This window comes from Salicibibacter halophilus (assembly GCF_006740705.1).
Classification (GTDB): domain Bacteria; phylum Bacillota; class Bacilli; order Bacillales; family Marinococcaceae; genus Salicibibacter; species Salicibibacter halophilus.
On the sequence record NZ_CP035485.1, the window covers coordinates 2,822,471 to 2,848,328 of the forward strand.

At 47.8% G+C, this 25,858-nt stretch carries 23 protein-coding genes and 1 pseudogene; 15 read left to right on the forward strand and 9 right to left on the reverse strand.

The features are described from left to right. Nucleotides 1-573: 573 nt before the first annotated feature. Both EPH95_RS13795 and EPH95_RS13800 read left to right on the forward strand, forming a co-directional pair. Nucleotides 574-1,044: a peptide-methionine (S)-S-oxide reductase gene (locus tag EPH95_RS13795; RefSeq protein ID WP_142090641.1), complete on the forward strand. Its 471-nt coding sequence runs from the start codon at nt 574-576 to the stop codon at nt 1,042-1,044. A gap of 14 nt (nt 1,045-1,058) precedes the next feature. Next, on the forward strand, nt 1,059-1,385 hold the full coding sequence (locus EPH95_RS13800; protein WP_142090642.1) for a hypothetical protein: 327 nt from the start codon (nt 1,059-1,061) through the stop codon (nt 1,383-1,385). Between the two features lie 691 nt (nt 1,386-2,076). Here the strand turns inward: EPH95_RS13800 and EPH95_RS13805 are convergent. From EPH95_RS13805 to EPH95_RS13815, 3 genes are read right to left on the reverse strand one after another with little or no spacing between them, the layout of a single operon-like run. Next, nucleotides 2,077-3,564 carry an NAD(P)H-hydrate dehydratase gene (locus EPH95_RS13805; RefSeq protein ID WP_227004153.1) on the reverse strand — a complete coding sequence of 496 codons (1,488 nt, stop codon included), beginning with the start codon at nt 3,562-3,564 and terminating at the stop codon, nt 2,077-2,079. 24 nt (nt 3,565-3,588) lie between these two features. After that, a complete protein-coding gene (locus tag EPH95_RS13810) occupies nt 3,589-4,140 on the reverse strand; it encodes a transcription repressor NadR (RefSeq protein WP_142090644.1) in 552 nt (183 codons plus the stop codon). Continuing rightward, nucleotides 4,127-5,239 carry a cysteine desulfurase family protein gene (locus EPH95_RS13815; RefSeq protein ID WP_142090645.1) on the reverse strand — a complete coding sequence of 371 codons (1,113 nt, stop codon included), beginning with the start codon at nt 5,237-5,239 and terminating at the stop codon, nt 4,127-4,129. Before EPH95_RS13815 ends, EPH95_RS13810 begins: the two co-directional genes overlap by 14 nt. A gap of 102 nt (nt 5,240-5,341) precedes the next feature. On the opposite strand from EPH95_RS13815, the gene nadB reads away from it, so the two are divergent. From nadB to EPH95_RS13835, 4 genes are all read left to right on the forward strand, one after another. Next, nucleotides 5,342-6,883, forward strand: a complete 1,542-nt coding sequence (gene nadB, locus EPH95_RS13820) for an L-aspartate oxidase (protein WP_142090646.1) — start codon at nt 5,342-5,344, stop codon at nt 6,881-6,883. Continuing rightward, entirely contained in the window at nt 6,880-7,740 is an 861-nt protein-coding gene (nadC, locus tag EPH95_RS13825; RefSeq protein WP_142090647.1) for a carboxylating nicotinate-nucleotide diphosphorylase, read from the forward strand. Before nadB ends, nadC begins: the two co-directional genes overlap by 4 nt. Next, a complete protein-coding gene (gene nadA / locus EPH95_RS13830) occupies nt 7,727-8,827 on the forward strand; it encodes a quinolinate synthase NadA (RefSeq protein ID WP_142090648.1) in 1,101 nt (366 codons plus the stop codon). Before nadC ends, nadA begins: the two co-directional genes overlap by 14 nt. Nucleotides 8,828-9,264: 437 nt before the next feature. After that, nucleotides 9,265-10,269: a helix-turn-helix transcriptional regulator gene (locus tag EPH95_RS13835; protein ID WP_142090649.1), complete on the forward strand. Its 1,005-nt coding sequence runs from the start codon at nt 9,265-9,267 to the stop codon at nt 10,267-10,269. Between the two features lie 42 nt (nt 10,270-10,311). Here EPH95_RS13835 and EPH95_RS13840 read toward each other — a convergent pair whose 3' ends face one another. Next, nucleotides 10,312-12,075: a M4 family metallopeptidase gene (locus EPH95_RS13840; RefSeq protein WP_142090650.1), complete on the reverse strand. Its 1,764-nt coding sequence runs from the start codon at nt 12,073-12,075 to the stop codon at nt 10,312-10,314. 250 nt (nt 12,076-12,325) lie between these two features. Between EPH95_RS13840 and EPH95_RS13845 the strand changes: the two genes are divergently transcribed. Then, entirely contained in the window at nt 12,326-12,910 is a 585-nt protein-coding gene (locus tag EPH95_RS13845) for a DUF4352 domain-containing protein (protein WP_227003918.1), read from the forward strand. A 64-nt stretch (nt 12,911-12,974) separates the two neighbouring features. Here the strand turns inward: EPH95_RS13845 and EPH95_RS13850 are convergent, their stop codons facing one another. Both EPH95_RS13850 and EPH95_RS13855 read right to left on the reverse strand, forming a co-directional pair. Then, on the reverse strand, nt 12,975-13,154 hold the full coding sequence (locus EPH95_RS13850) for a small acid-soluble spore protein H (RefSeq protein WP_142090651.1): 180 nt from the start codon (nt 13,152-13,154) through the stop codon (nt 12,975-12,977). Between the two features lie 48 nt (nt 13,155-13,202). After that, complete coding sequence (locus EPH95_RS13855; RefSeq protein ID WP_142090652.1) at nt 13,203-14,537, reverse strand: MATE family efflux transporter; 1,335 nt, start codon at nt 14,535-14,537, stop codon at nt 13,203-13,205. An 85-nt stretch (nt 14,538-14,622) separates the two neighbouring features. Between EPH95_RS13855 and EPH95_RS13860 the strand changes: the two genes are divergently transcribed. Next, nucleotides 14,623-15,240, forward strand: coding sequence for an HAD family hydrolase (locus EPH95_RS13860; RefSeq protein WP_142090653.1), 618 nt, complete (start codon nt 14,623-14,625; stop codon nt 15,238-15,240). 5 nt (nt 15,241-15,245) lie between these two features. On the opposite strand, the gene EPH95_RS13865 is transcribed toward EPH95_RS13860, so the two are convergent. From EPH95_RS13865 to EPH95_RS13875, 3 genes and pseudogenes are all read right to left on the reverse strand, one after another. Continuing rightward, complete coding sequence (locus EPH95_RS13865) at nt 15,246-15,653, reverse strand: acyl-CoA thioesterase (RefSeq protein WP_142090654.1); 408 nt, start codon at nt 15,651-15,653, stop codon at nt 15,246-15,248. Between the two features lie 23 nt (nt 15,654-15,676). Next, a pseudogene (locus EPH95_RS13870) lies at nt 15,677-16,800 on the reverse strand (zinc-dependent alcohol dehydrogenase family protein). Nucleotides 16,801-16,902: 102 nt separating this feature from the next. After that, on the reverse strand, nt 16,903-17,790 hold the full coding sequence (locus EPH95_RS13875; protein WP_142090655.1) for a universal stress protein: 888 nt from the start codon (nt 17,788-17,790) through the stop codon (nt 16,903-16,905). A 270-nt stretch (nt 17,791-18,060) separates the two neighbouring features. Here EPH95_RS13875 and EPH95_RS13880 point away from each other — a divergent pair, with 270 nt between their 5' ends. From EPH95_RS13880 to narI, 7 genes are all read left to right on the forward strand, one after another. Continuing rightward, nucleotides 18,061-18,477 carry a hemerythrin domain-containing protein gene (locus EPH95_RS13880; protein ID WP_142090656.1) on the forward strand — a complete coding sequence of 139 codons (417 nt, stop codon included), beginning with the start codon at nt 18,061-18,063 and terminating at the stop codon, nt 18,475-18,477. Nucleotides 18,478-18,499: 22 nt separating this feature from the next. Then, the gene (locus EPH95_RS13885) at nt 18,500-18,826 is read left to right on the forward strand and encodes a hypothetical protein (RefSeq protein ID WP_142090657.1); all 327 of its coding nucleotides are present in this window, start codon (nt 18,500-18,502) and stop codon (nt 18,824-18,826) included. A 20-nt stretch (nt 18,827-18,846) separates the two neighbouring features. Continuing rightward, nucleotides 18,847-19,125 (forward strand): hypothetical protein, encoded by a 279-nt coding sequence (locus EPH95_RS13890; RefSeq protein WP_142090658.1) that lies wholly within the window; start codon nt 18,847-18,849, stop codon nt 19,123-19,125. Then, nucleotides 19,122-22,808 carry a nitrate reductase subunit alpha gene (locus EPH95_RS13895; RefSeq protein ID WP_142090659.1) on the forward strand — a complete coding sequence of 1,229 codons (3,687 nt, stop codon included), beginning with the start codon at nt 19,122-19,124 and terminating at the stop codon, nt 22,806-22,808. The genes EPH95_RS13890 and EPH95_RS13895 overlap by 4 nt, the downstream gene beginning before the upstream one ends. Then, nucleotides 22,798-24,288: a nitrate reductase subunit beta gene (gene narH, locus EPH95_RS13900; protein ID WP_142090660.1), complete on the forward strand. Its 1,491-nt coding sequence runs from the start codon at nt 22,798-22,800 to the stop codon at nt 24,286-24,288. The genes EPH95_RS13895 and narH overlap by 11 nt, the downstream gene beginning before the upstream one ends. Nucleotides 24,289-24,294: 6 nt before the next feature. Beyond that, entirely contained in the window at nt 24,295-24,897 is a 603-nt protein-coding gene (gene narJ / locus EPH95_RS13905; RefSeq protein ID WP_142090661.1) for a nitrate reductase molybdenum cofactor assembly chaperone, read from the forward strand. A 79-nt stretch (nt 24,898-24,976) separates the two neighbouring features. After that, on the forward strand, nt 24,977-25,663 hold the full coding sequence (gene narI / locus EPH95_RS13910; RefSeq protein ID WP_142090662.1) for a respiratory nitrate reductase subunit gamma: 687 nt from the start codon (nt 24,977-24,979) through the stop codon (nt 25,661-25,663). The last annotated feature ends 195 nt before the right edge of the window (nt 25,664-25,858 follow it).

Consider the following 25,858-nt stretch of genomic DNA (forward strand, 5'->3'; position numbering starts at 1 on the left):
TATGGCAAACGGGTAGCGTAAAGGGTTTTGATTCACTGTTCTTTGACAACTGAATACAGACGTAGGATAAAAACATTCAAAGGTATGCGATTCTAACGGCTGGCTGCAAACAGGTCTTTTGACCTACCAACAAGCTGATCAACACAGAAGATTTTGCTTCATTTTTTCGGCTAAAAAAATTGTGAAAGAGTTCACGATTGGACGGAAATTCAATGAACATTTGGCCGGATTTTGAGTTGACAATTACATCCAAACTGCTATAAAGAAAATGAGCTTGATAACGACATGTTTAAATTGGCCAAACTTATCTTTAGGGTAGCAATTAGTTTTATGCTCACTGCTCTGATTTACGATTTCATGAGAAATTTTACATTTGATCCGCTCTTTACATTTTTACTCAGCTTAATACCTGTAACTGTTTATTCATTATTAGCGATATTATTTTTTCGAATAAAATCAGCGTGAAAAAATTTCCAGCTTGCTTTATCGGAGTAGTATTATATTGCTCCGAATTAGATTTCAATGGTATTTTGTGGAAGGCGGTTGTTGAACAAAAGTAAACAGGAGGTCAATATGGAAGTAGCATATTTTGCAGGTGGATGTTTATGGGGAGTACAAGCTTTTATAAAAACCTTACCTGGAGTTAAGTTTACAGAAGCGGGAAGAGCTAATGGAACAAGTCATTCACTAGAGGGCGATTATGATGGGTACGCCGAATGTGTAAAAACAGGATTTGATCCGACGGTTGTAACGATCCGAGCATTAATGGGATATTTATTTGAAATCATTGATCCATACAGTTTGAATAAACAAGGGCAGGATGTTGGCGAAAAATATAGAACAGGAGTATATAGTGAAAAGCCTGAACACTTAAAAGAGGCGAAGGCATTTCTTGGTGAGAGAAATGATTATGATTTTATAGTTGTTGAAGTATTGCCTCTAACAAACTATGTGAGAAGTGCAGAAGAACATCAAGATAGGCTAGCTAAATGTCCAAATGATTATTGTCATATTCCAGAAGAAATATTAAGTAGATATAAGTAAGGGAGAATTCTAATATGGAATTAGCTTCCGAAATTGCGAGTATTTTACTACCTGTTGTAATCGTGGGTGGGAGTGCAGTATTTGTCGTTATAAGAATGAAACATAAGTATAGGAAAGGCACCCTTGGTAAGAAAAAATCCAAAAGTGCTCAAAATTTATTAGATAGTTTAATACCACTTGGAATGATTATAGGTTGTGTTGTTGCTGTACTTTTCAGCATATTTTCCCAAATCTCTTTACTATCTACAATCGGTTTAGGGGCTGGAATAGGTTTATTACTTGGATATGTTGCTTATGAAATTTATAGCAAAAAAGAAGATAGCTTTTCGTCTTGCGGATAAGGATCATTTCTAGGTTAAGTTCACGAATAACTGCTCCGCAATAAATATTACACCCCATTTTGGAGCACTTGGCATCTATGTCATGACGCTTGACTTGGATCCTGGAGCGATCAATATATCTCTGGTGTTGAGTATAGGATTTACCTTGCTCTATGTTTTATTTATCGCAGGGCGCAATATGAGAAGACAGAAGGGGATTTCAAAAGAAAGAATGAAGTGATCGTTTATTTATCGGTGGAGTTTTCTGAACACGCAGACGTGACTCCCACCCTTTAGATATATCAATGCCCACAGGCTACCTCAATCTAAGACTAGTCACTAAATAGGGCTTGCTGAACAACCACATACAAACTGATGATTTTTCGCACAGTTCCAGAAAACAGCTCAAAGTCGCCAAATTCAAACCGCTTAGCCAATGTTTAATCTCTCGTTCAAATTTGTTTAGGGTATTAATTTGATACAATCCATAACAAAGTGAGATTAATGTGCAAGCTTTTTAAGCCTTATACGTGCATAACCCTTGCATCGAACTACGTTATATTGGCGATAAACACCTATATGACAACCGTTTCACGTTATTCAGCAGCCCCTAAATAAAGGTCACATGGATGCCATGTGGCGACCATCCTAGAAGGTGGCTACTTCATCTCAAAAGGTGAACAAAGCCCTTGGAACACCACCTTTCGCATTTTTAAGCACTGGTTCCATTCCTTCGAAAAACATCCGGCAGTGCTTTAACAATGTTGGAAGCGGTCATCGTTTCCATCGGGGTCCCTCTTTCCAGCAGGTGATCCGCGCTATACCCGTGCAAGTAAACAGCAGTGGAAACCGCCGGTTGCACATTCTCGTAACGTGCGACAAACGCGAGGATCATGCCCGTGAGCACATCGCCGGACCCACCTTTGGCAAGGCCGGCGTTGCCGGTGTCATTAATCCAAGTTTCGCCGCTAGGGGTTGCCACAAGCGTGCAAGGGCCTTTAAGTACGACATACACCCCGTGCTCGCGCGCGAAGGTTTCCGCGACGTCAAAGCGACGGCGGTTCACCTCTCCCGGAGAGGCATCAATCAACGCTGCCATCTCTCCCGGATGCGGAGTGATAATGAGCGGATGTTCACGTTCCCGTACATTTTCAAGCATCTCGTCCAACACGTGCAAACCATCGGCATCGACAATGAGCGGGCCTTCGAAATGATCGATGAGGGTTTTCAGTCTTTCCCGCCCCTTGGCGTCGAAACCTATACCGGGCCCGATCGCGATCCCGTCTTTATTTTCATAAAAGCTTTCGATTGTTTCGTCACGGGGAAAATAAGTTGCCTCGGGTACATGGGCGGCGACCGTGGGCATCACTGACCTAGGGGTGTTGACGGTTGTTAAGCCGGCACCGGCGTTCACCGCTGCACCCGCGGTTAAAGCGGCTGCCCCCGGCATCGTTTCGCTCCCCGCGATGATACCGACTTTCCCGTGGCTGCCTTTATGGGAATCGGCCGCTCGCGACTGCCAATGGTTGGCAACATCCGCTCTTTTCCAGACGTTTCGCTTCGTTGGAATCGTGTTCGCGATGGCGATCGGAGGGATTCCGATGGACACGACCTCCGTTTCCCCGTAATAATGTCGCCCCGGATACGTGTAATAACTCAGTTTCGGTTGCTGCAATGTAATGGTACGCTCGGCTAGCGCAGCACCCTCCGGCACCGGCGAATCATCCCCCGGCACCCCGCTCGGCAAATCGACAGCGACGACGGGCCGTTCCGCCTCGTTGATCGCCTGAATAACGCCGCGATACGGCTCCCTGATGGCACCGGAGATTCCAGTCCCGAGTAAAGCGTCAATAATTACATCTGTTTTATGAAAAAAAACCGGATCAAACGTTGCCCATGTATAGCCGGCCTTTTCGTACAATTCTTTGTGCCTTTTTGCATCGCCTTTTAATTTTTCTTCAGGAGGAATTAGACAAACATCGACGGATCGGTCCATATCTTTGAGTGCACGGGCGATGACGAAGCCGTCGCCTCCGTTGTTGCCGGTTCCAATCAATACGAGAAAACGTTCATCATCCCCGTAATGGGCAAGCAATCGCTCGCTGACCGCCCTTCCGGCGTTCTCCATCAACATGACGCCAGGCATGCCAAGCTGTTCGATTGCAAAGCGGTCCACGCTTCCCATTTCTTCTCCGGTCACAACTCGCAAGAGATCAAGCCTCCTTTATTCATCTGCTACATGTTCAACGAGAAACCCTCTTGTTTTCAACGCTTGTTTCGCCTCTTCAATGGATGGCTCATCGTCGGCTTCCACTGTATGGAGGTGCAAACCGTCGGTGAGGTCGGCAAGTAACGATGCTTCCTGCTCATCCATCAACTGTTGAAACCGTTCCACATCTTTTCGGCTTTTAATCATTAATTGGCCGGAAAGCTCCCCGTAAGCGGCATGTTCCACAATCACATTTTTAACGAGAATGCCGTGGTCGACGAGAATATTCAATTCCTCCGCCATTTCCGCTTTCGTATGTCGACAAGCGATGATGCTCGTCGTTTTTTCCGTTTCGGTTTGCGGATGATTGTAAAGATAGCCTTGCGGAGTGGCAATAATCGGGTAATTCGCCGCTTTTAACAGCGAAATGTCCTGGACGATGACTTGCCGGCTCACCCCGTGCTTCTCTGCCAATGCCCCTCCTTTTTGTGGCTCGGTTTCTTTTTTTAATGAATCGGCGATCTGCCTGCGGCGTTCTTCGCCGCTTAATTTTTTATCGCGGGGCATTTTTCGCCCTCCTTGATCGAATGTTCATCAATTTCAACGCCGCCTCTTCGACTTCGGCAAAGCTTGTCTCATAGGCGAATGAAAGGCGGATGAATGTGCGTGCCCTGTCAGGGCTATAGCCGAGGGCAAGCAACGTTTCCGAAGGCCCATGGTCCCCGCTTCGACAGGCACTGCCCGTGGCGATCGCGATCCCCTCTCGGTCACACGCGAGCATCGCCTCCTGCCCTTCCATTTCCGGCAAACGAACCCCGAGAATGTAAGGCGATTGCCGTTCCGGCACAATCTCCCCGAGCACCCGGAAATCGACTGGCAATCGTTCTGCCATTTTAGCACGTAACTCACCTATATGTGTCCATGCTTCCCGCCCCTTTTTCATCTGCATATCCGCCGCTTCGGCAAAGGCCGCGATCGCAGCCACGTCGGCTGTGCCAGGGGGAAGCTCATCGTTTGGTTCCATCATTTTGGAAAAAAAGACAGCCCCAAGCCCTTTCGGGCCATGAATTTTATGAGCGGCCGTGCTGATCGCCGATAAATGCGCGTCTTGCATGGGGATCGGGATTTTCCCGTACGCTTGCACGCAGTCGCTATGGAAGGGCACACCGGCGCGGGCGAGCACCGTTCCGATGGCGCGAATATCACGAATGGTACCGATCTCGTGTTGAACGTGGGCAAACGTGGCGAGAATCGTGTCCGGCTTGATTCGGTCTTCCACATCCTTCGGGTGGATGTTGCCCTGCTCGTCGACAGGAACGTCTTCCAGTTGCAACGCCGGATAGCGATCGGCGAGATCTCGCAAATAATCCCGAATCGAGGGATGTTCCGTGCGACAGGAGAGGATGTGCCCTTGAAATTGTTTCGCGCTTAAAAGTCGATGGATCACGTGTTGGTTCGCTTCCGATCCGCTGCGGGTGATGGCCACGCTCACGTCGCCGATCGTCTGCCTTAGCGTTTCGAGCGATACGTTCAATACATTGGCAGCATCCGTTCCTCGGGTGTGAAGGCTGTTTGCATTTCCGTAGAATGTGCCGGCTACGTCTTGATACGTGCGGAGCGCTTCCGGACCCATTGGTGTTGTAGCCGCATAATCCAAGTATATCATGATTTTTTTCCTTTCTTTTGAAGAATCTATCTTTCTATCTTGTCACGACTTATATTTTATGTAAAGATATGTGTAAAGACATATAGATACACAGGGAGCGAGATGAATGTGAACAACGAAGCGTTTGATGTCCTCATTATCGGGAGCGGGCTTGCCGGTTTGGCTGTTGCGGAAACCATTGGCGGCAAGCTGAATGTTGGTATTTTTTCTAAGGGCAAAGAAACAGAAAGCAACTCTTACCGAGCTCAAGGCGGGGTTGCGGCAGCGCTTCAAGCCGATGATGGCTGGGAAAATCATTGGCGGGACACGTTGGAAGCAGGGGACGAACATAGCGACGCGGCTAACACAGCAACCTTAACGAAAGCAGGCGGGAAAACCGTTCAGAAACTTATCGATTGGGGAGTTGCGTTTGACAGAGATGAAGACAATCGTTTGTTGCTGGGGAAAGAGGGGGCTCACGGATATCCGCGGATTGTGCATGCAGGCGGAGACCGGACCGGCGAAGCCCTCGTGCGAACGATGAAGCATCGTGTGCAAAATCATGCTCAATTTTTCACAGAAGAAACCGTTCTCTCCATTTTAAAAGAAGACGGCAGCTGTGTGGGCGTGAAGACGGTGGACAAAAAAGGGGAGGTCCATTCTCGCTATGCCGCACATGTTGTCCTCGCAACAGGTGGTGCCGGCCATTTGTTTTCAAACACGACGAATGATTCGTGTGCAACCGGAGACGGTTACGCGCTTGCGTATCGTGCCGGGGCAAGGCTACAAGACATGGAATTTGTCCAGTTTCATCCGACAATGCTTGCGACCGATACAGGAAGCGCGGGCGGCTTGGTTACGGAAGCCGTACGTGGCGCAGGTGCGCGTTTGGTGACGGGGAATGACAGCCGGCTGATGGCAGGCCATCCCGAGCAGGATTTGGCTGGGCGTGATGTCGTTGCGCGTGCGATCCACGACGCCAGGGTAGGTGGGGAAGATGTATTGCTCGACCTTAGTCCGGTGCAAAATCTTGCAGAACGGTTTCCCGGTGTGGCTTCCCTAAGTGAAAGATACGGTTATACGTCCTATTTGCCTGTTGCTCCAGGCGCTCATTTTATGATGGGCGGTGTAGGCGCAACCCTCGACGGTGAGACACGCGTCCCGGGGCTATATGCCGTAGGGGAAGTGGCGTCAACGGGGGTGCACGGAGCCAATCGGCTCGCCAGTAATTCCTTATTGGAAGCCGTCGTCACGGGCGAGAGACTGGGGCAGCGATTGTTGCAAGAGCCGGGACAACGCCGGTTCGGGTTTCGGAATGTCGCTGGTGCCGACTCACAGAAAATACTGCCCCCGACAAAGAAGGACATTCAACAAGTGATGGACAATGCATGCGGGGTCAAAAGAGACGCAAAAACGTTGAAAGAAGCCGTGGCGTTTTTCCAGCCATATTTTCTGGCAAACGCTGAAAGTGATGACCCGGATATACAAGAACGTAACAATATGGCGCTTTTAGCATCAATCATGGTCAACGCGGCTTACGCGCGCACCGAATCACGAGGAAGCCATTATCGGGATGACCATCCGACAAAGAATCGTTCATGGCAAGGCATATCAATCACTTGGGCGATGGAACAAAGAGAAAGAGGAGGCGTCGCGGCAAGATGAATCCATTGAAAGTGAAAGAAAAGATACAGTCATTTTTGATCGAAGACATCGGTGAGCGTGATGTCTCCACGGGTTGGCTGCAAAACGAAACAATGACGGTTGACGTACTTGCGAAGAAACCCGGCATTCTCGCGGGCATTGATCTATTGGCGATTGGATACCGATTGTTGGATGAAAATATCGAAGTGACCACTTTTCGAACGGACGGAGATAGGCTCGTTGAAGGAGGGGACCCGCTCCTTGCCCGGATCAAAGGGCCGGCGGCCCCTATCCTCAGCGGCGAACGTGTATTGCTCAATCTTATTCAGCGCATGAGCGGGGTCGCGACAGCTACTGGGAAGGCGGTTGCAGCGTTGAACGATCCCTCGATCAGGATTTGTGATACACGCAAAACGACACCCGGGCTCAGAATGTTTGAAAAATATGCGGTGCGTTGCGGTGGAGGCGCCAATCATCGTTACGGTTTATATGATGCGGTGATGATCAAAGACAATCATATCGACGCTTGCGGAGGTTCCATTCACGCGGCGGTTGAAAAAGCGAAAGCTTCCGCCGGTCCTTTAGTGAAAATCGAAGTGGAAGCGCGCGATGAACAAGAAGTCTCAGACGCCGTGTCGGCCGGGGCCGATGTGATCATGTTCGACAATTCGGACCCTGCCGCCATTCGTAAGTGGCAAAGCCTCGTGCCGAGATCGATCACAACCGAGGCTTCCGGGGGAATAACCGCCAATACTATTTCCGATTACCGTGGTTGCGGTGTAGATTTTATTTCCCTCGGTTATTTGACGCACTCTGTTCAAGCCTTGGACCTCAATATGAACCATCCGAAGGAGGAAGCATCCCATGTCTTTGCTTGATGCTATAAAAAAGGAAACAATGCCGGGGTATTACCAAAAAATGGATGATCAAACGTTGGAGGTGCGCGCTCGGGAAGCACGTGAAAAACTTGGAGAACGCCTATTTATCCCGGGTCATCACTATCAGCGCGACGAGATCATCGCTTTTGCCGATGCAAGCGGTGATTCATTGCAATTGGCACAACAATCAGCCGCCACGACCGCAGATTACATCGTCTTTTGCGGTGTCCATTTTATGGCGGAAACGGCGGATATTTTAACGACGGATGAGCAAAAAGTGATTCTGCCTGACATGCGCGCGGGTTGTTCCATGGCCGACATGGCTGATATCCGTCAAACCGAACGAGCGTGGGAAAAACTTACGGAACAATTCGGCGATACGATTTTGCCGCTCACGTACGTGAACAGCACCGCGGCGATCAAAGCTTTTTGCGGACGCCACGGTGGCGCGACTGTTACATCATCAAACGCGTCGGAGATGATTGAAGAAGCACTCGAGCGAAAAGAACGATTGCTCTTTTTGCCGGATCAGCATCTCGGCCGCAACACGGCCTATGACCTCGGTATTCCGCTTGAGCAGATGATTGTCTGGGACCCGATTCGGGAAACGTTCGAAGGCGAGGTTCACGATGATATCAAGGTAATTCTTTGGAAGGGACACTGTTCGGTCCACGAGAAATTCACGGTCGATTACATGGAAAAATTACGTGGAGAATACGAAGACTTGCAAGTGATTGTACATCCGGAATGCAGTTGGGAGGTTGTGCAGGCTGCGGATCGGGATGGATCCACGAAGAAAATTATTGATACGATTGCTTCGGCGCCCTCCGGAACCACCTGGGCTATTGGGACGGAGATGAATCTCGTGCAACGGCTCGCGAATACCCATACGGACAAAATGATTATGTCGCTAAATCCAAACATGTGCCCGTGCCTCACGATGAACCGTATTGATCTTGCTCATTTCACGTGGTGTTTGGAAGAGCTTGTCGAAGGCAGGGTCGTCAATGAAATCAGCGTTGATGAATCGACTGCAATCGAGGCGCGCACAGCCCTTGATCGTATGTTATCTACGTTCGCGATTTGAGTAAAATTCCCCCGATATTTCCCGGGAAATGTCGGGGGAAAGTGAATCATGATGGGAAATATGTGATCGACTGTAGGTTCATATTCGTTTTATCCACGGGAAATATGGGTTTATCCGCAGGAAATATCATTTTATCCACGGGAGCTATGGAAAAAGCTGTCGAAAAATAACATCCCACTTTTTTCCTAGGCATAAGCGCATGATTATGATACAGTTTAATTAAAAGCTAACGGAAAGGAGCCTCTCATGAACAGCTTCCGAAGTTTTCTGTATAAACTTGCACGCATTCTCGGAGACATTAATGCGGTGAAAAAGGGAAGAGTGGGAAGGCGAGTAGGGAGACGTGTCGCCGGGCGCGCGACCGGAAGGGCGATGCGAAAGTTTTTCAAATAGCTCGGCGGTGTTTCTGATGTGCAAGCGGGGAGGAATGAGGAGATATGGAGGAACCTTTTTATAGCAGGGATGTTGCAAAGACAGAGCGGCTGTTCAGCATCCTCACTTTACTAAGGGACAATACGACGGTGACGGCAAGGGAGCTTGCCGAATACTGCCATACGACGGTACGAACGATTTATCGTGATATGAAAGAGATTGATGCTTTAGGATACCAATATATCACGGAAGGAAAGCTAGGCTATCGATTGCTTCAAAATCCTAATTCGCCCATTCGTTATCTGTCCAAAGAAGAATGGCTCGCCCTTACGGTTTATCCCCAAATGTCCCAGGACATGAGTGTGCGGGATCACCCATATCATCGGGCGTATCGTTCCGGGATCGAAAAAATGAAAGAGATTACCAAAGATCGTGATTCCGGAGATGTCACGGCACTAAGACAGGAACTGGGCAATCGCATTCGGTTTCATGACCAAGCCGGAGATAAAGATACGAACCGTGTGATGCCGTCGCTTTTTCAGTCAATCACGGAAAATCAAGTGCTCGAAATCGAGTACTACGCCATCTATCGCGATCAAGTCTCGGTCCGCAATATTCATCCTTATTACATTATTCCGCGCAGCGGCCATCTTTACGTGGTTGGTTATTGTGCGACACGGGAAGACTATCGTATTTTCCGAGTGAATCGGATCCGTGCCGCTCAGGTTCTGGATGCAACGTTTGAGATGAAGGAAGATTTTAATATTGATGACTATTTGTCCGCCCGTTGGTCGATTTTCGCTGATGATGAGGAAGAGACGAGGTTCGTCGTACGCTTTCATGAAGATATCGCCCGCTACGTAAAGGAGTTTAACTTTTACGCAGATACCGAATTGAAATCCGAAGAAGATGGTTCTTTACTGTTAACCACGACGTTACAAAGTACAAAAGAATTTGTCCGTTGGGTAAGAGGGTTCGGCCTTGATGCTGAACTATTGGAGCCCCAGTACATACGCGAAGAATTGCACACCTTTTTTAAACAGCAAAGCGAGCGATACAAACCGTCATAAGAGCTCCCGGGACAGCTGAGCAGCTGATCGGGAGCTTCTTTTTCATTCAATGCCTACACTGTCAAATCCGTCTCTAGTTGCTTCTGTTTGTTCACTGTCTTCGCCGTAAAGGTCGATGGCAGACTGCACGAAAGCAAAACGGGTATCATCAAAGTCGGACATGGATGTTAAATAGCTGGTTAATGCACGGTAGACAATTTGTCCAATATCATCACGGCCGATGTCTTGCCCAATATGATAGGCCGCGTGGTTAATAATGGAGGAATTGGTATGCACCCCGCCATTATCCAACTCGATCGGCAAATCATAATATTCATCCATGTGGGATGGGTACGCCCCAGATCCATCTCCATATTCCCAGTATTCTTCATCCACCTCGAACTGGCCTGGGTCTTCGAGGCTTCTCAGAGCGAAACGGCCGTCTTCAATCGCGGCCGGTGCCATCACATCGTCCCCGATATGCCAGCTGGAATCATCGACGAGCACCCCGAAGATGTCGGACATGGCTTCATTTACCGCGCCGGGTTGGAATCGGTATACGAGTCCGGCAGTATGTTCAGTGACCCCATGGGCAATTTCATGTGCAGCAACATCCAACCCTGCTGACAGCGGAATAAAAAACTCATCATCTCCATCCCCGTACGTCATTTGACTTCCGTTCCAAAAGGCGTTCGCAAAGTTTTCGCCATAATGAACGGTGGAAACAAGGGCCATTCCTTCATCGTCGATGGAATTGCGGTCATGTTCTTCCAAGAAGTACTCATAAACTTCCGTTGAATTATAATGAGCGTCTACCGCGGCAGCATGGGATTCATCCCTGAAATCGAAAGCTGCGTCGGTATTGGCATAGGGAACGCCCGGTAAATCGAAGTCTTCCCCTGCATCATAAGTCAATATGCCCTCCAAGCCGGAGACGGAGAAGTCAAACAGGTGAAAATCTCTTCCAGGTCCATTATCGGACGCTTTATGGGAGATGTTTAACACCCGATTTTCGCCATGAACGCCGATTCCGGGTCCGTTCGCGGATTGATATTGCTCATGATTCGGCTCTTCGTTGGATACATAGGAAGGTTCAGCTGCTGATGTATTTTCCTCATTGTTCACTTCATCTGTTTCCAAACCGGCTGCTTCTGCCATATGGGAGATGGTATTGTATTGATCGATTACTTCCCCGTCAATCGCGTCAACAAAGACATACCAATTTCCGGGATCTTCGGTCATGAAGGTAATGTTTGTTTTATAGACAAGCGTTCCTTCTTCCCCTAATGGGTAAAAAACAAGCTTTGCCGTAGGATCTTCTTCCAAGTTTTCAGGAGCATCGACGGCTTCCCGCGCTGCATGGATGGCTTCATCTTCTGCAACGTTGACATCTGCCGAGTTGACGGCCAGTTGGTCGATTTCCGTATCAAAATGGCCATTGACCGTGTCTATTTGATTGTTTTCATCAAAATGCACAATCAATTCATGCCCTTCGACCGGAACACCATCTTTCGTTTGTTGCAAACGAATATGGGTCATCCCTTCATCATCGGAATGTTCTTCAAGAACTTTTAAATCCTGTTGTGGATCTTGCATTCCAAAAATATCCTTGTTTGCTTCTAAAAAGCGTTTGGCACTATCGGCATCACTTTCTTGATTTTCCATTTGCACAGAAACATCTGTTTCATCTTGCTGATATAGTATTTTGGCATCTTGGTTGCTTTCTTCCGGAACCTCTTCATCCGGAGTGCCGGCAAATGCTCCATTAACCACAACAAGTGATAGCGCGAAAGTCATTGATAAACTGCTTGTCCATTTTTTACGCATTCGATGTCCTCCTTATATAGTTGTTGTTCAATTTACAATATTATTACATAAATAAGAAGAAAAACCTATCCTACAAACCTAATATTTTACCAGTTCATCCCTTTCAATCTATTTCCTTCCTACTAAAAGCTCATGATTTTTGTCCCGAAAAAATTAATTTAATTTTTTTCTAACCCCTGACAGTAGTTGTCATCTTACTTCTTATAATGGAAAACAGATCAACAAAATCAATCTTAGGGGGAAATGAACATTGAAAAAATGGATAGTAACAGTTGGAATCAGTATGACTTTGGTGGCGGTTACTGCTTGTGGGGCAAGTGAAAGTGACCAAGAGGATGGAAATGGAGAAGAAGTTTCAGCGGAAGAGAACGGAGATGAAACAGGAGAAGAAGAGGCAGATGATGAAGAGGATGAAGATGAAGAAGATGAAGAAGAACTTGAAGAGCAAACCTTTACCGTAGGGGATGCGGTGGAACATGACGATTATGGGTTGACGGTTGAAAGTGTCGAGTTTTCTTCCGGGGACGAGATTGATAACCCTGACTCCGGTAACGAATATGTGATTGTGGAAGTGACGATTGATAATGATGGGGAGGACACGATTTCTTACAACCCTTATCATTTTAGTATTCAAAACAGTGATGGGAACATTACCGATCAATCATTCTCCACGATTGATTCAGACACGTCGCTTAGCTCCGGGGATTTGGCACCGGATGGAACCGTTTCGGGAACGATTGTTTTTGAAGCTCCCGAAGACGATCCTGAGTTGACATTGATCTTTGAACCTTCCTTTTGGTCCGCGGAGGAAGTTCGCGTTAATTTAAATGATTAAACCGGAAAAGCCATCGCTTATTTAAGCTGTGGCCTTTTCTGCGACGGGCAACAAAGGTGCCCCTTTAATGTTCTACCAAGTTATTAACCGGTACACTATGTTCTTCCTCCGGTTGTTCCAGAGGAAAAATACGTGCCATGCCGTTTTCTTCGTCTACATGCTGAATATAGATCGGGGTGCCTTCGTGTGTCACGTGCTTCATATCCGGGGAGTGTGCAATTTCTTGCGCCCGCTGTTCGTCCATGGTGGATGCCTCCTTTTTCCCTCGTAGTGTGTACAATTCCTTGGTGTATTATGATTTGTTTTTCGCTGTAAAATAATACAACACAAGCAAGGCGGCGACCGTAACTTCAGCTAGAGGAACGGCGAACCAGGCGGCGTTTGCGCTGTCAAATACAGCAGGGAGTGTAAAAAGAAAAAGAAGCATAAACACAATCCCCCGTCCCGCAGTAATGAGCACCGCTTTTTTCACGTGTCCGATGGATTGGAAATACGTCATGGCAACAAAATTTAAGCCTAAGAAAAGATACGAGAGAAAGAAGAGCCGAATGCCGGTTGTCGCCAGTTCCGCGACTTGCTCTGGTAAATTTCCGAACACTTGAATGATGACATTCGCCCCCGTCTGCCCGAGAATCATGAAAACAAATCCGACCGCTGTCCCTGTTATGATGCTCAAGCGCAGCGCCTCTCTTTTTTTATCCGCCGCTCTTGCCCCATGAAAATAACTGATAACCGGCTGCACGCCTTGTCCTAAGCCAAGAAACAATAGCAGCATCATCGTGTGCACGTAGTTGATAACGGAAAAGGCAGCGACCCCGTCGGTTCCGAGCAGCCATGAAAACGCGACATTGTGCGCGATGGTGAAAATGGAGATACCCAGTTCCACGAGAAAACTCGGGAAGCCGAGGGCTATCGTGATCAAAAACAATGCCTTCTCGAATCGAAACTTTACGAGTTTGAGGTTGTTTTTCCTTTGAAAGAAATGAATGCTGAGAACGAGGAATCCTAAGCCGGCCGCGATCATGGTCCCGTAGGCGATTTCCCGCAGCCCCCAACCTAGAATATACAGCATAATGAAATTCATGATAAAGTTGGAAACAGCTGTTGTGATTAAGGCGCTCATGGCGAGTGTCGGGCTTCCGTCATTACGGACGAAAATGCTGCAAGCGTTCTCCAAGGTTAAAACAAGGCCGAACACTAAAAAGACGTTCAAGTATGCGGATGCATAGGGGGCGGTTTCCGCATTGGCGCCAAGGGCAAAAACGAGTGGTTCATGAAAGGTTAGGGCGGTTACACAGACGATGGCTGTTAATGCAATAATTAAAATGACAGAGTGAGTGAAAATTTGGCGTGCCCGCTCACGTTCGCCGGCACCCATCCGCTGGGAATAAAGGGTTGCCCCTCCGACACCGACCCAAATCGATATTCCCACAAAAAGCGTATATACCGGGCTCGCGAGATTAATTCCCGCGAGCGACAGCGCTCCCAACTTGTTGCCGACCATGACCGCATCGACGACGTAATTCACCGCCATTAACATCATCCCGATCATGGACGGGAATAGGTAACGAAATAGCACTCTGCGAACGGGTTGTACATCTAAAGGATTAGCAGCTACGGATGTCATCGCAAAAGGGCTCCAATTCACAAAAGGTATCTATCATAGTGTAGCATTGAATGGGGATGGGAGCGAAAAAGGGGGATAAAATAGTATGTATCAAACGTTTATTTTCGACTTTGACGGAACGATCATTGACTCGGAGATGATCGGCCTTACCGCGCTTCAAGCAACACTTCGCGACATCGGCATCGAAAAGGATATCGATGACTTGCGCATGTTTATGGGCATACCCGGGATGCGCACATTGGAAATTCTGGATGTACCGGAAAAAGAAAAAATACATCAAAAATGGCTGGCAAGAGAAAAGCCGATGCTTAAGAATGTGGATATCTTTCCCGGTATCATTGAAACGATCGCCCAGTTGCCGGAAAACAGTATTGTCACCTCCAAAACTGCATTGGAAATGGAGCACAGCTTTTATCTTTTAGGCATCGACCGGCATTTCAAAACCGTCGTCTCGGCCAGTGATACAGAGCGGCATAAACCCAATCCCGATCCTTTGCTGCTCGCTTTAAAAAAACTAAAAAGAGACCGAAGTGAAGCGATATACATTGGCGACTCCAAGCATGATATGGCATGTGCCCACGCAGCCGGTGTCGATTTTGGTTTAGCAAAGTGGGGAGCGAAGACGCGAGAAGGGTTTGAAAATGCTGATTATATTTTTGAAAAGCCTGATGATATTTTGGTTTTGATGGATGCAAAAGGATAAATAAACTATTTCCCTTCTTCGCTATAATACAAATGTTCTTCCAACTGTTCCCTGATCCGTGATGGGATGGGCTCTGCTTTCTTTTCCTTTTGGTTAAAGTTCACATAAATCGCTGTACCTCTGGCGCAAAGTGTATCGCTTTGGTGAATTTCTTCATATAATTCCAGGCTGGATTTCCCGATTCGCTTCACCCATGTGTATACAATAACTTCTGTCCCGAAATAAATTTGGCTCTTATAATCAATCGAGGTGTGGAGGATAATCATTCGCCAGTTTTTGAACGAGTCATCCGGTGTAAATAATTTGAAAATAGGATTGCGTGCGGCTTCCAGCCAGACAGGCAAGGTGGTGTTATTAATATGGCCGACACCGTCTGTTTCGGAAACCCTTGGCTCTATTATTTTTCTGTACATCTTTTTCCTCCATTATTGTGCGACTAAAATGTAATGATAATTCGAGAGGACTCTCCGGCAGCCAGTTTATCAAATCCGTGATTAATTTCCTCGAGCGAGATGGTCTCCGTCACTAATTGATTAACTTGAAGGCGTTCTTGTTTAAACAAGTCGATAAATCTTGGAATGTCTCTATCTGGAATACAACTGCCGACATAAGATCCTTTCAGGGTCTTCTCTTCTGCCGTTAAACTGACATAAGGAAAGGAAAAGTGATGGTGTGGATCCGGCAGTCCTGTTGTTACTGTTGTTCCCCCGCGCTTTGTAATTCCGTAAGCAACTTCCATGGCCGGCACTGCTCCGGCCGTTTCGAATACATAATCGAGACCGCCGCCGGTTGACGCCCGAATTTGTTCAATGACCCCTTCCTCTGCGGAATTGAATGTTTCTGTGGCTCCTAGTTCCTCGGCCGACGCCAATTTCTTATCATTAATGTCTAGCCCCACGACCTTTCCGGCTCCGGCTGACCTTGCTCCGATAAGCGCGCTTAATCCAACCCCCCAAGTCCTACAATGGCTGCTGTTTCCCCCATGTTTAATCTCGCGGTGTTTACGACCGCGCCAACACCCGTGATCACTGCACAGCCGAAAAGGGCAGCTTTTTCAAACGGAATGTCTTTATCCACTTTCACTATTGACTGTTCGGCGACAACCGCATATTCAGAGAATGCCGATATTCCTAAATGGTGATGAATCTTCTCCCCTTCAGCATGAAGCCTTTTGCCTCCATTTAGGAGTGTCCCCTCGTTATTTGATTGTGCGCCGTTCTCACATAAAGCGGGACGTCCTTCCTTGCAAGGGAGACATTGTCCGCAGCTAGGGATGAACACACATACAACATGGTCGCCGGGTTCGAAATCATTTACGCCTTTCCCGGTTTCCGCCACAACCCCGGATGCTTCATGGCCCAATGCCATTGGCAAGGGGCGCGGCCTGGAACCATTAATGACCGATAAATCAGAATGGCAGAGGCTTGCTGCCTTGATCTGTATTAATACTTCCCCTTGTCGCGGGGCATCTAATTCCAATGTTTCGATGTTTAAGGGACGGCTATTTTCATATGGAGATGGAACGCCTGATTCTCGCAGTATGGCTGATTTGATTTTCATATGATCGTCTCCTTCCTGTGTAAGTCAAACAAAAAATGTCCGAAGCGGTTGATTAACCTCGGACATCTATTAGGAGGTGCCCGGTTCTGCCTCCGTTAAAGTTCATGTCGCTTGCTCTTTTTTCATCGTAATCACATCGCAAGGGGAGCGGCGTACCGATGATTCGGCCACGCTGCCGGTGAAAAATCGTGACACTGCATGTTGCCCTGTTTCTGCTGTGATCAGAAGATCAATATTATTTTCAACAGTAAGGACGCGAGGGATTTCAAGACGGGGGTTCCCGGCTCGCAAGATCGTTTGTGCATCTTTAAACCCTTGAGCTTCTGCTTGCTCCTTGTATTTTTTCAACATATTCTCCGCATCTTTTTGAACCTCGGCCGCGTAGCTTTGTTGATAAAAAGCGATATCCTTTGCGAAGGTTCCCCATTCCGATACATGCGCGATGGTTAGGGTTGCCTCATGAACCTCGGCCAACTTTATGGCTTTTGCCAACGCTTGCTCTGATTGTTCGGATCCGTCCACCGCCACAAGAATGTTCCGGTAGAGCGTGGCGCTTGTTTCGTTTTTAACAGTGAGGACATCACAAGGGGAGCGGCGCATGCATGCTTCCGTTATACTCCCGATAATCATTCGCTCCGCCGCGTTTCTCCCGCTCTCTCCCACAATCAATAAGTCAATGTTATATTCTTTCGTTATTTTCTCGGGAATTTCAAACCGGGGGTTACCGTTCCTCAAAACGGTTTGAATTTGTTTCAAACCGGAAGCTTCCGCTTTCCTTTTAGACTTTTCCAGCAGATCCTCGGCTGTCTTGTTGTATTGGTTCCATAGTTCTTGCTGATGAGAACCTGCCATAACGGGAAAACTGCGTGCATCAATCACGTGGTTGATTACAAGAGATGCATTGTGGTGGTTTGCCAAGTCAATCGCTTTCGTCAATGCTTGGTCGGACGGTTCGGAACCGTCAACGGCAACGAGAATGTTTTTGTACATAAGTTTGGCCTCCTCGCGGTAGATTTTGCATCATTGTTCTTCGTACGTTTCTTTCTCCTTTTACATTATTCTACACTTATGTTGAATTTCCTTTTCTATTTTCATATACCCCTATTTTAAAAATATGAATCATTTTTGAATCTTGTATCCTTTATGCGGCTTAGGTGTGATTTTTGTCACTTTGCGCAGCATCGAGGTTTTTTACAATTGGAGTATAGCAATTGGTGAATATAGGCACTATGCGATTTTAATAAAGGAGTTGTCGCAAGCATGTCCGGACCGGCACTAAGAAAAGCCGACAGCCATTCATCCATTCATGAAGCGGCTTTAAACGAGGCGAGAGAAATTACAGAGGTCTTGGAGGGTTTATTGGAAAAAGGACATGATGAAAAAGCTTTGGAGGCGGCCTATATAGGTGTAGAGCATTGGGAAAGCAGGACGCTGCAGCATGCCGCCTCGGAAGAAGAGGGTCTTTATAAAGAAATAGCCGAGGAATCGCCGGAAATGAAGGAGGCGATCATCGGGTTGACTCGGGACCATGAGCTATTGCGGTTGCTCGTGCAAGAAATCAAGGATCGGCTTTTGTCGGAAGGTGTCGATTACCATGTCTTGCAACGGTTTCAAGCTTTGATCCTCGTTGATGAATTGCACAATCAGGCGGAAGAGAGGATTTTACCCGAGCATTAAAAGCGATTGGAGGCTTGGTGGCATGGAAGCCGAGGAACTGGTAAACGTGCAAGAACAACCGATGCGGATGGTCTTTCCATCCCTTTTTAAGCATATGGCATACCAATTGGAGGAAACCCATAACATTCACCCGCATGACATTGACGCTAGGGTGATTACCGGAAAAAGCGACCTGAAAGTGATTATACGGTTCGGGGATAATTTCAGCCACGAAGAATGGCAACGATTTTCTTATCAAGCAATTGAAAACCTGGATTCAGACGTCAAAGCCTTTATTCACGCAACTGGTAAGACGTGTATCAAAGTGTTGTTCAATGATTATTTTAACATGATGAAACCGTCAACATAGCCAAAAAGGGAGTGTGCCACATGTTTTCATATGATGATGAACGACTCGTCCAAGATCGGGAAGATTTAATCGGGGTGTTGCGGATGCGTTTTGGAGACATTGCCCCTGGAATTATCGATACAATTTACGCATTTGACGAACCGGACGACATGGAACGACTTATCTTAGTTGCCGCGAATGCCCCTGACTTGAAAACCTTCCTGGAAGAATTAGAAGAAGGAAGCGGGAATTTCAAAATTACCGGGGAGCGTTTTAATCCATTGGGCGCGACTGCTTCGAATGGAGGTAGAAGCGAATGAAAAAATACGAAAACAAGTTATTGCAAAACCTCAGGCATATAAAACGCGGAAATAAAATCGATGGCGGATGGGCGGAAGAAACACCTCGGCCAAGGGATTCCGAACAATATTACCGAAAACGTTGGGCGTATGATAAAGTCGTTCGGTCTACGCACGGCGTGAATTGCACAGGGTCTTGCAGTTGGGCCGTGTATGTGAAAGACGGCATTATTACGTCGGAGACCCAGCAAACCGATTACCCCAGTACGGGCGCTGATTTCCCTGAGTACGAACCGCGCGGATGCCCGCGGGGAGCAAGTTTTTCCTGGTACACGTACAGTCCGATACGCGTCAAATTCCCATACATACGCGGGGATCTGTATGAACTATGGAAAGCTGAACGGGAGCAAGGATATGATCCGGTAAAAGCATGGGAAAACATCGCCGCCGATCCGGAAAAACGGGCAAAATATGTGAGAGCGCGCGGAAAAGGCGGATTTGTGCGAGCCCACTGGCGGGAAGTTTGCGAAATCATCGCGAGTTCTACTATTTATACGATTAAAACGTACGGCCCGGACCGTGTTGTCGGATTCAGCCCGATCCCGGCGATGTCCATGATCAGTTATGCCGCCGGGTCGCGCTTTCTTTCTTTAATCGGCGGGACAATCCTTAGCTTTTATGATTGGTACGCCGACCTGCCACCAGCCTCTCCACAAGTATGGGGAGAGCAGACGGATGTGCCGGAAAGCGCTGATTGGTATAACTCGAAATATTTCATTATCTGGGGAACGAATTTGCCGCAGACGCGGACACCTGATGCCCATTTTATGGTTGAAGCCCGTTATAACGGCACCAAGGTTGTAGGGGTTAGCCCGGATTATGCGGAATATGAAAAATTTGCCGATGTTTGGCTTCCCGCTCGCGCAGGTACGGACGGCGCGTTAGCGCTCGCCATGACACACGTGATTTTAAAAGAATTTTACGTTGATCAACAAATTCCCTATTTCATTGACTACGCGAAGACCTATACGGATTTACCGTACTTGGTGATGTTGAACGAAAATGATGATGATGTGCGTTCCGATCGGTTTTTGCGCGCGAGTGATGTAAATGATCAACATGAACTCGGCGAGTGGAAAACGGTCGTTTGGGACGAAACCATTCAACAATTGGAAATCCCGAACGGCAGTCAAGGCTTTCGTTGGGATGGCGGTAACCAATGGAACTTGGATCTGCAAAAAGAAGACGGCACAATGATCAATCCGTTGCTCAGCTTTATTCATCAGGCAGATGAACACATGCAAGTCAACTTCCCTTACTTCGCGACAAAACAAGGGAATATCGTTCAACGCGGGATTCCTGTCAAACATGTACAAGATAAGGACGGGAATCGGAAAAAAGTGACGACGGTGTACGACTTGATGATGGCCCATATGGGGGTTAGCCGTGGCATTCCGGGCGATGACGCCGCGCATTATGATGATCCCGATCATCCTTACACCCCTGCCTGGCAAGAAAGCTTAACCGGTGTGAATCAAACGCAAGCCGCCCAGGTGGCGCGTGAATTTGCCGATAATGCAGCCAGAACGAAAGGGAAATCGATGATCGCCATGGGGGGCGGCACGAATCATTGGTTTCACAGCGACCATATTTATCGCTCGATCTTAAACCTCGTGTTGCTCACAGGCTCACAAGGGGTCAATGGCGGCGGATGGGCGCACTATGTCGGCCAGGAAAAAGTTCGCCCGATCGAAGGTTGGCAGCAAGTCGCGTTCGCCGGAGACTGGGCTACGCCTCCGCGCCATCAAAACGGAACATCGTTTTTCTATTTCGCTACTGATCAGCATCGCTATGAAGTAAAACCGGAGGAGGAAGAAGAAACGGAATGGGGCAGTAAATATGCCCGCATGCATCCAGCGGACGTGAACGCAATGTCTGCAAGATTGGGATGGCTGCCTTCCTATCCGCAGTTTACACAAAACTCCATCGATCTCGTAAATGAGGCTCGTGAACGAGGTGCTAAAGATAATCAGGCGATTGTGGACGATGTAGTAGAGCAAATAAAAGACAATAAGGTGAATTGGTCGATTGAAGATCCGGACAATCCGCAAAACTTCCCGAGAGTCTTGTTCAATTGGCGTTCCAATTTGCTCGGCGACAGCGGCAAAGGCCATGAATATTTTGCCAAGCACTTGATTGGCGGAGAAGACCAAGTGATGAGCGATCCTGAACAATCTTGGCAGCCGGACTCGGTCAATACAGACGGCGAACCGCCGGAAGGCAAAGTCGACCTATTGGTCAGCATTGATTTTCGCATGACAAGTTCCGGGTTATTTTCGGATATCGTCCTGCCTGCAGCGACATGGTATGAAAAATATGACATTAGCAGCACGGATCTGCATCCGTATGTGCACCCGTTTAACGCGGCGATCAATCCCCCGTGGGAAGCGAAAAGCGATTGGGATACGTTCCGTGAAATCAGCAAAGTTTTCTCGGAACTTGCCGAAGACCATTTGCCGGCTCAAGATGAACTGATGACACGCCCGCTAAACCATGATACAAAGGCCGAAATCGCTCAACCGTACGGAAAAATTAAAGATTGGCGTGAAGGGGAAACAGAAGCCGTACCCGGGAAAACGATGCCGAGCATGCAAGTGGTCCATCGGGATTATCCGAAGGTGTATGAAAAAATGACAACGATTGGCCCGAATATTAAAAACGGCTACGGTGGAAAAGGGGTCACGATTGATGGCGAGCCAGCGTACAAAGATCTTCTGGAACGGCTTGGAAAGTCCAAACGTGAAGGCGTCGGCAAAGGGCAGCCGGATATGCACGAAGATAAACAAGCGATCGAAGCGATTTTAACGATGTCAGGAGCAACCAACGGAAAACGGGCGGTTGCCAGTTGGAAATCGCTTGAAGCGAAAACCGGTCAAAACCTCTCGGACATTGCAGCAGGACGTGAAGAAGAAGCATGGACAATGGATGACCTTACCGCGCAACCGAGACATTCCATCTCGACGGCAAGTTGGAGCGGCTTGGAAAAAGATAACCGGCGTTACTCGCCGTTTACGGCAAACACGGAATACTTAATTCCGTGGCGCACGCTGACGGGCAGGCAAAGTTTTTATCTCGATCATGAAATGATGCTTGATTATGGCGAAGGTTTACCTTTATACCGGCCGCCATTAACGCACGGTCCATATGTCAAAGGCGAAAAAGAAGCAGAGGAGAATGGAAAATCCATTACCGTCCGCTATTTGACTCCCCATCAAAAATGGGGCATCCACACGATGTTTACCGATACGACTCCAATGGCGCAACTGTTTCGCGGATGGCAGACGGTATGGATGAATGAAGAAGACGGGGCATCTATCGACATCAAAGACAATGATTGGATCGAGGTTTATAACCGAAACGGCGCGATTGCAGCGAGAGTGGTGCTCACGTATCGGATTCCGCGCGGATCTGCCTATATGTATCACGCCCAGGATCGGACGATGGGGGTGCCGGGTACGGCGATTAATAAACAACGCGGAGGCACGCATAACAGTGTGACACGCGTGACCGTAAAACCGACCCACATGATTGGCGGTTATTCCCAGCTTAGTTACGGGTTTAACTATACAGGACCTACAGGCCAACAACGAGACACGATGGCAATTATAAGAGCATTGAAGGAGGTAGATTGGCTTGAGGATTAAAGCACAGGTCGCTATGGTGATGCACTTGGACAAATGCATTGGTTGCCATACGTGCTCCGTGACGTGTAAAAATACGTGGACAAATCGACCGGGCGCGGAATACATGTGGTTTAACAACGTGGAAACCCGCCCCGGGCCGGGGTATCCGAAACAGTGGGAAGACACGAAACGGTTCAAAGGCGGTTGGTTCTTAAAGAATGGCAAATTGAGTCTGCGGGCCGGGGGTCCGATGTCGAAGCTGACAAAGATTTTTTACAATCCGAACATGGCTACGATGGAAGACTATTATGAACCGTGGACGTATGATTATGATCATTTGATTCATAGCCCGAAAAAGAAGCATTTACCGGTAGCCCAGCCGAAATCGATGATCACCGGCCAATACATGGACAAACCGGAGTGGGGGCCGAACTGGGACGATGATCTGGCAGGCGGCAGTGAAAGTGTCTTGATGGACCCTACCGTCCAAAAATTACAGGAACATATCTCAATGGAATATGAAAAAACATTCATGATGTATCTCCCGAGGATTTGCGAGCATTGCCTCAACCCTTCCTGTGTCGCTTCATGCCCTTCGGGCGCCCTTTATAAGCGTGACGAAGACGGGATCGTGTTGGTGGATCATGATTCGTGCCGGGGCTGGCGCTTTTGCATGAACGGGTGCCCGTATCACAAAGTGTATTACAACTGGAACACGCATAAAGCGGAAAAATGTAACTTCTGCTATCCGCGAACGGAAGCCGGATTGCCGACGATTTGCTCGGAAACGTGTGTTGGACGTATCCGTTATATCGGTGTCGTCCTTTATGACGCGGACAAAGTGAAAGATGCCGCTTCCGTTGAAGATCCGCAAGATTTGTATGAGGCGCAACTAGGTGTGTTCTGTGACCCGTTTGATCCTGAGGTGATTGAAGAAGCACGCAAAGCCGGCATCAATGAGGAATGGATAAAAAGCGCCCAAGACTCTCCGGTCTATAAAATGGCGATGAAATGGAAAATCGCGTTGCCTTTGCATCCGGAATACCGAACGCTTCCCATGGTTTGGTACGTGCCGCCATTGAGCCCGATTATGAACCATATTACAAATTCTGAAGAATTACAGACAGATGGCTATATACCTGCCGTCGACCAAATGCGAATACCTGTTGAGTACTTGGCTTCGATTTTATCCGCGGGCGATACGGATGTTATTCGTCAAGTGCTTCTTAAGCAAACAGCCATGCGTGTGCATATGCGCGCCAAAAACGTCGGCGGCGTCGATGATGTAGCGGAAAGCCAGTTGATCGAAGAAGCCGATACGACGGTGGAAGAGCTCGAAGACATGGCCAATTTGCTAGGGGTTGCCAAATATAATGAGCGATTCGTGATTCCGACAGGACGCCGGGAAATGGATGACGATCTTCAATATCAACAAGGCGCGTGCAGCATTGAAGAACTGGCACCGCCGGAAGGGGTCGCGCCCCCTATCCAACAGAGGTGATATAGGATGAATGAACAACAACGGACGATTTTGGCGATTGCTTCTCGTGTCATGAGCTATCCTTCGGAATCTTCCGCGGAGGAACGGGAACATATTGATGAAGCGGTAGATGAAAATATCGAATCTGCGGATATCCGGAAACATCTAAGGGCGGCGCTTGCCCCCTTGGATGCCCTTTCCACGCGAGATATACAGGAAATTTATGTTTCCACCTTCGATTTGAAATCGAAAACCGGGATGTACTTAACCGCTCATGAATTTGGAGATAGCCCCAAACGGGGAGCGGCCATGATTAAACTGCAAAAAATCATCAATGAAGCCGGATTCGAACGCACGGAAGGCGAGCTGACGGACTATATTCCGATGTTGTTTGAGTTTATGGCTGTCTCGCCTGAAGATGCCCATCACGAGCGATTGCAAAGGCGTTTGGCGAACGTGGGCCAAAGGATGCTGAATCATTTGGAAGAAGAAAATCCTTACTATCCTTTTTTTACTTTGGTTATGACAAAGGTATTTCCAAATCCAACGGACGAAGAAGTCGCGCGATTGGAGCGTGACCGAGAGGAAGCTGATTTGGAAGAATTGCCTTACCCGATCATGTATCAATAAAAAATTGGATAAAGCGGAACATACACGGCAATGTGAAGACGAAAATGGTAGAAAAAACTAGTGAAAAGGAGGTGGTGGGATGGGAAGTCTCTTTTGGTGGGTTATTTTCCCTTACGTGTGTTTGGGAGTTATGTTCCTGGGTTTGTTATATCGGTATGCCTTCCGGCAACTCACCTGGACAGCACCATCTACCGAGTTTTTTGAAAAAAGATGGTTGCGCATTGGATCGAATATGCTTCATTACGGGATCATCGTTGCATTTATCGGCCATGTGATGGGCATCATCGTGCCTGTTGAGTTTTACGAGGCTATAGGCGTTGGCTCGGAGTTATATCACGCTGGGGCGTTTGTCGGCGGCGGCATTACAGGCATAGTAGTTATCATGGGGATCGTCATACTCTTGATTCGTAAAACGAAGGTGGACCCGATCCGTGTCCAAGCATCTTTTGCTGACTTTTTTACATTGTTTGCGCTGCTTTTTGTTACAGCTTCCGGAACGTACTTAACGATTGTTTATACGCTTCAACACGGGGCTTACCAATATGGAACGACCATCGGCCCTTGGTTCAGGAGTTTATTCACATTTCAACCCGAATACGAAATGATGGCGGGGATCCCCCTCTTGTTTCAACTGCATGCCCTTTTAGGGTTCGCGTTATTTGCGATGATCCCGTTTACGCATCTGGTTCATTTTGTCACCGTTCCCCTTCGCTATTTAGGGCGTGCGCCGCAACAATACCGTTCTCGCTCTGAGTATAAAAGATGAAGGGAATAATAAAGGAGGGGATGGATAATGGCCGGCTGATCCTCCATCCATTCTTTTTACAGGGGGAGGATAGCGGTTGATCGGACGATGTTGAGAGAAAGACCTGCGGTAATATGTCAAGTTCAAAATCACAGTAAATGAAGTTGTCAAAGGACATTTAGGCGAAAAAAGCGCGCACTGAACAACACCAGTAAT